Below are 9,313 nucleotides of genomic sequence, written 5' to 3' on the forward strand. Positions count from 1 at the left end.
GCTAAATACAGACTAGTTCCTCGGCAAAATAAAGGAAGCATGTTATGGTGACGAATGAGTTGTTCATTGATGAGGGTTGTAGGGAGGGAATTAACTTCAATACAATCAATATTCATCATAGGTAAACCAAAACTATGTGCTGCTGTATTGGCTATTTGCTGGGAAGATAAGATATTATTTTTAACAAGATACTGAACTAAAGAAATTTTTTCAGTGATCGCACGTTTATAAAATTCCATAGCCTGAGGTTTTTCTAAAAGTTTTTCTAGGACAAAAAGTTGTCCAATTCCCTGTAATTTAAACGGTTCGTTTCCTAACATAATCTTTGATTGGCTTGTAGTTAATCCATTTAATAAAATCTGCTTCATATAGAGAACAATAGAAATGGATTGTCTATGTATGAAACTCATTGTATTGTAGTTTAATGCAGGATTAACCTTTTTAAAAGGCATTACCTTGTTGATTGAACAACAAATAAAACAGTACCGCGCTTTACATAAATGGTTCCAATCACCGCTGGGGCTCTTTGCTGCTCATGAATTTGCAGTGAACCTGGAATCAGTTCAGAAGCTTTTATGTGGTGAAACATTAGTACAATTAGGTAATTGTAGTGACAATATTTGGTTAAAAAAACTTAAATTTTATCATCAATGGATTGTTTCTCCTTTTGCCTTGTCGAATAAGATTCATATTAAAAGCGAGTTAAATCATTTGCCTTTCGATCGCAATAGCATTGATTGTATTGTTGCGCCCTTAACCTTGGAGCCTTTTAATACCAGTTCCAGCTTAATTGATGAAATTGATCGGGTATTGAAACCAATGGGGTTTGTGGTTCTACTTTGCATTAATCCCTGGAGTTTGTGGGGTGGAGCAATTAAATGTGGATTGTTAAACTGTTATCGTGATCAAACGATTAAAATGCGTACTCCTTTTACACTGAATAGGATGTTCATTCAAAGAGGGTATGTTCAGATTTCATTAAGTAGTTTTTGTTATATTCCACCAGTAAACAGTACTTCATTAATTAAAAAACTGACCTTTTTAGATGAAATTGGCAAGATGCTCTGGCCGTTTCCTTCGGGATTTTATTGTTATATTGCACAAAAATATCAAGTAGTACAACCTTCGCAACTAGTTTGGCCTGCACCGCAACCCATTAATGACTATCAATCTCCTTTACAGCCAGTAATATTGACTCCTAGAGAATAATGATTTGTGATCTAATAATTATTATAAAAGATACCCAACCTCCTCATATTTTTGTATAATTCATCCAGCATTCAGAACCGGCCGGCTTATATTATGACCAAGAACAGATTATTCAGAATTACTTTTGCTAATCAAGAAGCAATTTACGAAATATATGCACGATTAATAAAAGAAAGTGATCTATTTGGTTTTCTTGAAGTTGAAGAGCTAGTATTTGGAGAACAAACGGCGCTAGTCATTGACCCTTCTGAAGAACGATTAAAATTAGAGTTTAACGGGGTGAAACGCACATTTATCCCAATGCACTCAATTTATCGTATTGATGAAGTTACTAAGCGAGGAACAGCTAAAGTCAAAGACCATTCAGGGTATGGGGGTAAAGTCAGTCCTTTCCCCGGCACTGGGAAAATAAAAGAGTAATAAATTTTAATAAGAGAATTCATCAATGACTATTCCTCATAAGATCAAAGAAGTATATGAAAAATCAACGTGTATGTTCACCACAAATGAAGTTGAGGCTGCTTTAGATCGCATGGCAATTAACATTCATAAAGAATTACAAGATCAAAATCCTGTACTTATTTGTGTTATGGTTGGCGGATTAGTTCTTTTAGGTAATTTATTACCTCGTTTGGACTTCCCTTTAGAAGTAGACTACGTACATGCAACTCGATATAGGGGGGCAATTACAGGTGGTGATATTCAATGGAAAGTAAAACCCTCAAGCAGTTTGGCTGGAAGAACAGTGTTGGTTGTTGATGATATTCTTGATGGAGGTATTACACTGGCTGCAATTATGGATGAAGTTAATGCGTTAGGTGCTAAAAAAGTATACAGTGCTGTGTTAGTTGATAAGTACCGTAAACGCGTTAAAAATGGTTTACAAGCAGCTGATTTTGTTGGTTTACAGATTGAAGATCATTATATATTTGGTTATGGAATGGATTATAATGAATATCTGCGTAATGCTCCTGGTATTTTTGTAGTTCATCCTGACCACGAGTAACAGAATTTCAGTCTACATGAATAACTATTTTACCAAAATGAGCGCTTGACTGCATATATTGTTGGGCGGTTTCGATTTGTTCCAGTTCAAATTCTGAATCAATGATGGGTAGTATTTGTTTGTGGCTTAATAAATCAAACCATGCTTGGTGGGCTGATTTCCATAAATAACTTTTTTCCCGAATGGTTTGCGAGCGGAGTACAAAGCCAATAATTTCTAATCTCTTACGCATAATTGATGCTAAATTACATTCAACCGAGCTGCCGTTAAGACAAGAAATTTGAACTAATTTACTTTGTGGTTTAAGCAGGTGAAGGTGTTTATTAAAATAATTACCGCCAATAAAATCAAGAATTAAATCCACACTTTGTTCGGCAATTAAATCTTCAAAATCTTGTTGCTTGTAATTGATAACCTGGTCCGCCCCAAGATTCACTGCTTTTTCAATTTTATTAGCATTTCCCGCTGTAGTAATTACAGTCGCACCAACTTTTTTGGCCATTTGGATTCCCAGGGATGTAATGCCACTACCTGCGCCATGGATAAGTAATGTTTGATCTGATTTAAGTCCACCTAACATAAATAGTGTTGCATGTACTGTAACTAAAGACTCAGGAAGAGCAGCAGCGTGAGAATAATCCCAATTTTTAGGTATCTGATGTGCTAACGACGCCTCTACAGGACAATATTCAGCATAAGAACCGCTACCAACCAGTCCATAAACTTTATCGCCTGGTTTAAATTGGGTTACCTGCGAACCTACGGCAACGACGTCACCTGCAACTTCCAAGCCAGGGATCTCTGATTCACCTGGGGGAGGGGGATATTTACCATAACGCTGCATTAAATCTGCTCGATTGAGTGCGGTTGCTTTAGTGCGTACTAATATTTGACAATCTTTATATTCGGGTATTGGACCATTTTCGATCACAAGTCTGCTGTGGGAACCAGGGTTTACTATGTGTATGTAGCGCACAATATATTCCTTTTGTTTGTAAAGTCTATTGAAAAGTTTATCTAAGATTAACAGACTCTATACCTGAACTACTTAAACTATATCCATTCTACCTGAAGACACTGATTTTTCTGCTCTTATTTCCAAAAGGAAAGTTCTGTATCTTCATGTCTTGGAGGTATATAATCCATTCATTAAGACCTTCTTACATTTAAAGCTAATGGCAAAATTTAATCATCAACGTTTATATGCATGGCTTTTTATAATTCCACAACTTACTATTACTCTTGTGTTTTTTATTTGGCCTTCTTGTAATGCTGTATTTAACGCATTTTTTTATACTGATGCTTTCGGTTTATACAAACACTTTGCTGGTCTTACCAATTTTACCGATTTATTTTTTGATACCAGCTACAGTAAAGCAATTTGGGTTACTTTTATTATTGCTCTTAGTGTCACTGTATGTACGATGAGTTTAGGTCTTCTTATTGCCATATTAGTTAATAATAGACGTAAGACGCAAGGAATTTATAAATCTTTATTAATTTGGCCTTATGCGGTAGCTCCTGCAGTCGCTGCAATTCTATGGCGTTTTTTATGTCATCCTACGTTAGGGTGGGTAACCCATATTCTACAGTCCGTGGGAATTAATTTTGATTATGTTAATAATGCAAACCAGGCGCTTTTAGTAGTGATTCTTACAGCGACCTGGCAACAATTTAGTTATAATTTTTTATTCTATTATGCTGCATTGAATGCAGTACCTTCATCCTTAATAGATGCGTCAATTATTGATGGCGCTTCAGCATGGCAACGTTTTTGGCAAATCATTCTGCCTTTATTATCACCGACGACTTTCTTTCTCTTAATCATGAACTTGATGTATGGTTTTTTTGATACTTTTGGTATTATTCAGGTAATGACTCATGGTGGGCCAGGAAATAGTACCACAAACTTAATTTATAAAGTATACCAGGATGGGTTTGAGGGAATGGATTTAGGAAGTTCATCGGCTCAGTCTGTGCTTTTAATGATTTTTGTTGTGATTATTTCTTTAATACAGTTTAAATATCTTGAAAAAAGAGTGCATTACGCGTGAAATTAATCTATCGTCTTTTATCACATGGATTTTTGTGCTTTTTTATTTTATTGATGCTGCTTCCTATTTATTTGGCAGTAGTTGCTGCAAGTCATGAGAGCAATGCGATGATGCAATCGCCTATTCCTCTGCTTCCTGGTACCCTACTATTAAAAAACATGAAAACTGTATTAATCGAAGGTTTATCGGTGACTGGAGAAGAACCGATTATTTCGTTGTTATTTAATAGCTTAGGTATGGCATTGGCAATAACCCTAGGAAAAATCATTATTGCTTTAGGCTCTGCTTTCGCTTTAGTCTATTTTGATTTTCCGTTTAAAAAACTGTGTTTTGCATTGATCTTTGCAACTATGATGTTGCCTATTGAGGTACGAATTGTACCTACTTTTCAGGTGGTTGCTTCTTTGGGTTTATTGAATTCATTTACTGGATTAACCTTACCTTTATTTGTTTCTGCTACTGGAACTTTTTTATTCCGTCAGTTTTTTAAAACGGTTCCTGCTGAATTGGTTGATGCTTCAAAATTGGATGGAGCAGGGCCTGTACGTTTCTTTTTCGATGTGCTCTTGCCCTTGTCCAAAACACAAATTGCCTCTTTATTTGTGATCTTATTTGTTTACGGTTGGAATCAATATTTATGGCCTATAGTAATTACTACCGATACGAAAATGGCTACAGTGGTTATGGGGATTCGTTATCTTGCAGGGGTGGCTGATCAAATTCCACAATGGAATTACATTATGTCGGTAGCATTGATTGCTTTAATTCCACCATGTATGGTTGTAATCGTGATGCAGCGATGGTTTGAAAAAGGGTTAAACTAAGCATGGCAACAGTGAATTTGATTGATGTCTCAAAACGCGTAGGGCATACCACAATTTTGGATAAAATAAACATCAACATAAAAAAGGGCGAATTTATGGTGATCGTTGGTCCATCTGGTTGTGGTAAATCAACTTTGCTACGTTTAATCGCGGGGTTGGATGAGCTCAGTTCAGGATCTATTTTAATCAATAATCAATGTGTTAATAAAATCCATCCTGCCAAAAGAGATATGGCCATGGTCTTTCAAAGTTACGCACTTTATCCACATATGAGCGTTTATAATAATATGGCGTATGGCTTAAAAATGAGGCATTTGAAGCCTGATTTGATTAAACAACGTGTCACTGCTGCGGCTAAATTATTGCATTTAACTCCCTATCTTGAGCGTAAACCACAGGAACTTTCTGGCGGGCAAAAACAACGAGTTGCGATGGGAAGAGCAATGGTTCGCTCACCTGCTGTATTTCTATTTGATGAACCTTTATCAAATCTGGATGCTAAATTACGTACAGAAATGCGCGATGAAATCAGACGTTTACATCAGCAATTAAATACGACCAGCTTGTATGTGACTCACGATCAAACTGAAGCCATGACAATGGCAGAGCGTGTCATAGTGCTTAATCAAGGAGTTGTTGAGCAAATAGGCACACCCCAGAAATTATACCAGAATCCAGCTACTTTATTTGTAGCTGAATTTACTGGGCATTATCCTCTAAACACTTTTACAGGAGTATTTGATAAAAGTACCAGCACTGTTCAAACATCATTAGGTATTCATTATCCTATCCCTAAAAGTGCTCAGATATTGGAGGATAAAACTCAGTTAGTTCTGGCAATTAGGGCGGAACATGTGCAATTATGCTCTGAGATTCATCCACAACGCATCGCAATCAACATTGAGTTTATAGATGATATGGGGGCCGATAAATTGATAAGAGCAAAATGTATTAACAACGGAGAATATTTGAATTTGCGTATTCCTGCAGATCAGCTACTAGCCAATGGACAAATCTATGTTAAGTTATCTAAAATGAAATTACATCTATTTCATCGGCAAACGGGAAAACGTATTGGAGATGAGTATGACTAAAGAAAAAAATACATTAAAACCAATTAATACACCAGTATATGGATATTGGTCCGCTTTGTGGAAATCTTTTTATTCCGGTCGACTCTATGTTGATGTAGGTAAGCGCTGGAAAGGCTTAGGAATTTTTTATCTTTTACTAGTAATCGCTCTATTTTCTATTCCGTTCTTTTTTAGAATGACAATCAGCTTGAATCAGTCGTATAAAGAGCAAATTATGGACCCTTTATTAAAAATACCAGTGTTCTATATACAAAATGGTAATGTCATTTTTGATAAACCAATGCCTTATACAATTAACAATGATAAAAATCAGACGGTTGTAATTATTGATACCACTGGTAAGGTGGATAATTTTAGTGATGCATATCCTTATCTTAGTATCCTGATCAATAAGAATAAAATTTCGTTTAGAATACCAAGCCCACAATTGTTCACTATGGGTAATCAGTTAGTGCCAAGCAGGACAACTCCTATTGTACAGTCTTTTGATAAAGGGACCAATTTAGTCTTTGATGGGAAAAAACTTGTGGAACAAAATTCGGTTACTGGACTTAAATATGGTTCGGAAGTTGTGCTTTACCCAATTATTGTGGGTATATTTTTTTCTATATTTATGGTGTTCTTTCTTGTAATAGCACTTTTAGGTCAAACTTTTTCGAGCATTTTCTTTTCTTTTAAAATAAGTTTTCCAACATCGTGTCGGTTATTGATTGTTTCAGGTACACCCATGTTATTGCTTTTGTTCATCTTTCTAACTCTTAATAGTATCTTTGAGGGATTGGGAGTCGTATTATTCTTTTTGCTGACAGTTTATTATAGTTATTCACTTTATATGCTAAGAACAGAGAGTCGACAGATCGCGGTTTTCTGAGGAGCTTATCAATTTTGTCCATGGAACATCTACAGATTTACTGCTATTAAGTTAAAACTATTATCTTCATGGCAGTGGTTCACAAGCTGCTGCAAAGCAAATTGTAGAAATTATGTGTAAATTAAGTGAGTAAATAATTAAGGAGAATGCATGCTACACATTTTATTGGTACTTTTAACCTTGAGCGCAGCAGGGATATTGTTGATGCGACAGGCGGCGATTTCAGTGTGGGCTATTAGTTTTGCTTTATTTTGTGGCTTGATTTTTTGTTATGATTCCCCAAGTTTATTTACTAAAATCATTTTGTCTTTGATTGCACTTATTTTAATTATCGGTTCAATAAGACCCCTTCGACGTGAACTTTTATCAAAACATTTTTTTCAAATAGTCAGCAAAGCTATGCCTGCAATGTCTGCAACGGAACGAGAAGCTATAGAAGCAGGTACTGTAAGTTGGGAAGGGGATTTATTTAGCGGTGCTCCCGATTTTTCGGTACTGCTTAACGCCCCTACGGTAAATCTTACTGAAGAAGAACAGGCCTTTCTTGATGGGCCTGTTGATACTTTATGTGCGATGCTGGATGATTGGGATATAACCCACAACCATACTGATCTACCTGCAGAAGTATGGCAATTTATTAAAGAAAATCGTTTTTTGGGTATGATTATCCCTAAATGTTACGGTGGTTTGGAATTCTCTGCAACAGCTCAAATGTCAGTTTTAGTTAGAATATATGGATGTTCAGTTACTGCGGCTACAACCATATCAGTACCTAATTCTTTAGGTCCGGGTGAACTATTACTTAATTATGGAACTGAGGAACAAAAGGATTATTATTTACCTCGTTTAGCTGATGGTCGAGAAATTCCATGTTTTGCCTTAACAGGTCCTAATGCGGGTTCTGATGCGGCATCAATTCCTGATCAGGGAATTGTTTGTCGTCAAAAATTTAATGGTGAAGAGGTTTTAGGTATACGACTGAATTGGGATAAACGTTACATTACTCTATGCCCTGTAGCTACTGTAGTGGGTCTGGCATTTAGAATGTTTGATCCTGATAATTTATTAGGTAAGGGAGATGACATTGGAATTACCTGTGCTTTAATTCCTGCCGAAACTCGAGGGGTAATTAAAGGACGTAGACATTTTCCATTAAATACAGGGTTTTTGAATGGTCCTACGCAGGGGAAAGATGTATTTATTCCCATGGATTACATTATTGGTGGTATTGCAATGGCAGGCCATGGTTGGCGCATGTTAATGGAGTGTTTAAGCGCAGGAAGAGCAGTATCGTTACCTTCCAGTGCTAATGGCGGATCACAAGCAGCAGCTTTAGCTTCAGGTGCTTATGCACGAATTCGTAAACAATTTAATCAACCGATCGGGAAATTTGAAGGAATTGAAGAGCCCTTAGCAAGAATTGCAGGAAATACATACATTATCGATGCGGCTCTGATCATGGCAACTGCTGCTATTGATTATGGTGCTAAACCTTCTGTAGTGGGTGCTATTTTAAAATATCATACTATTGAGCGAGCCAGAGATGTTTCGATTGATGCGATGGATATTCATGGCGGAAAAGGTATTTGTCTAGGTCCTAATAACTATATGGGTAGAGGCTTTCAACAAATCCCAATCGCTGTTACGGTTGAAGGCGCTAATATTTTAACTCGCAGTTTAATTATTTTTGGTCAAGGTGCAATTCGTTGCCATCCTTATGTATTTAAAGAGATAGAAAGCATTAAAAATAATGATCTAGTTGAATTTGATAAGGCATTTTTTGCTCATGCTGGGTTTATTATAGCGAACTATACTAAATCATTATTATTTGGTTGGACTGATGCGTATTTTTCTAAAGCACCTCATAGTAGTGCAAAACGTTATTATCAATTAATTCATAAATACAGTGCGAATTTAGCGTATCTTGCTGATTTTTCAATGCTGCTTCTTGGTAGTGACTTGAAGCGAAAAGAAAAATTGTCTTCACGTTTGGGTGATATGTTGAGTTCTTTATATTTAGCATCAGCCGTATTAAAACGATTTCATGAAGATGGAGAGCCAAAGGCTGATTTGCCTTTAGTTGAGTGGAGTTGCAAACACTTATTACACGAATGCGAAGTTGCAATGCACGGTGTTATTACTAATTTTCCTCAGCGCTGGGCGCGTGTAGTATTACATCTAATTTTAAAACCATTAGGTAATCGGAGAAATAAACCAGATGATCAGTTGGGTCATAAATTAGCAAGAATATTAAT

9 protein-coding genes and 1 pseudogene are annotated in these 9,313 nt (G+C 36.3%); 8 read left to right on the plus strand and 2 right to left on the minus strand.

Translation table 11 applies throughout. The features are described 5' to 3' along the window. A pseudogene (locus tag WA877_RS03865) lies at positions 1 to 320 on the minus strand (type IV-A pilus assembly ATPase PilB); the annotation flags it as partial. A 136-nt stretch (positions 321 to 456) separates the two neighbouring features. Between WA877_RS03865 and WA877_RS03870 the strand changes: the two are divergent. From WA877_RS03870 to WA877_RS03880, 3 genes are all read left to right on the plus strand, one after another. Beyond that, entirely contained in the window at positions 457 to 1,209 is a 753-nt protein-coding gene (locus WA877_RS03870; RefSeq protein WP_425169615.1) for a methyltransferase domain-containing protein, read from the plus strand. A gap of 93 nt (positions 1,210 to 1,302) precedes the next feature. Continuing rightward, positions 1,303 to 1,629 carry a DUF1820 family protein gene (locus WA877_RS03875; protein WP_425169616.1) on the plus strand — a complete coding sequence of 109 codons (327 nt, stop codon included), beginning with the start codon at positions 1,303 to 1,305 and terminating at the stop codon, positions 1,627 to 1,629. A gap of 25 nt (positions 1,630 to 1,654) precedes the next feature. After that, complete coding sequence (locus WA877_RS03880) at positions 1,655 to 2,215, plus strand: hypoxanthine-guanine phosphoribosyltransferase (RefSeq protein ID WP_425169617.1); 561 nt, start codon at positions 1,655 to 1,657, stop codon at positions 2,213 to 2,215. 7 nt (positions 2,216 to 2,222) lie between these two features. On the opposite strand, the gene WA877_RS03885 is transcribed toward WA877_RS03880, so the two are convergent. Further along, positions 2,223 to 3,191, minus strand: coding sequence for an NAD(P)H-quinone oxidoreductase (locus tag WA877_RS03885; protein ID WP_425169618.1), 969 nt, complete (start codon positions 3,189 to 3,191; stop codon positions 2,223 to 2,225). Positions 3,192 to 3,390: 199 nt separating this feature from the next. Between WA877_RS03885 and WA877_RS03890 the strand changes: the two genes are divergently transcribed. The 5 genes from WA877_RS03890 to WA877_RS03910 all read left to right on the plus strand — a co-directional run. Further along, positions 3,391 to 4,269 carry an ABC transporter permease subunit gene (locus WA877_RS03890; RefSeq protein WP_425169619.1) on the plus strand — a complete coding sequence of 293 codons (879 nt, stop codon included), beginning with the start codon at positions 3,391 to 3,393 and terminating at the stop codon, positions 4,267 to 4,269. Then, positions 4,266 to 5,093, plus strand: coding sequence for a sn-glycerol-3-phosphate ABC transporter permease UgpE (gene ugpE / locus WA877_RS03895; protein WP_425169620.1), 828 nt, complete (start codon positions 4,266 to 4,268; stop codon positions 5,091 to 5,093). The genes WA877_RS03890 and ugpE overlap by 4 nt, the downstream gene beginning before the upstream one ends. 2 nt (positions 5,094 to 5,095) lie before the next feature. Further along, on the plus strand, positions 5,096 to 6,187 hold the full coding sequence (locus WA877_RS03900; RefSeq protein WP_425169621.1) for an ABC transporter ATP-binding protein: 1,092 nt from the start codon (positions 5,096 to 5,098) through the stop codon (positions 6,185 to 6,187). Further along, positions 6,180 to 7,058, plus strand: a complete 879-nt coding sequence (locus WA877_RS03905; protein WP_425169622.1) for a DUF1189 family protein — start codon at positions 6,180 to 6,182, stop codon at positions 7,056 to 7,058. The genes WA877_RS03900 and WA877_RS03905 overlap by 8 nt, the downstream gene beginning before the upstream one ends. A gap of 150 nt (positions 7,059 to 7,208) precedes the next feature. After that, positions 7,209 to 9,313, plus strand: a 2,105-nt coding sequence (locus WA877_RS03910; protein WP_425169623.1) for an acyl-CoA dehydrogenase, incomplete at its 3' end; no start/stop codon positions are given.

This window comes from Legionella sp. (assembly GCF_049790535.1).
GTDB lineage: Bacteria > Pseudomonadota > Gammaproteobacteria > Legionellales > Legionellaceae > Legionella.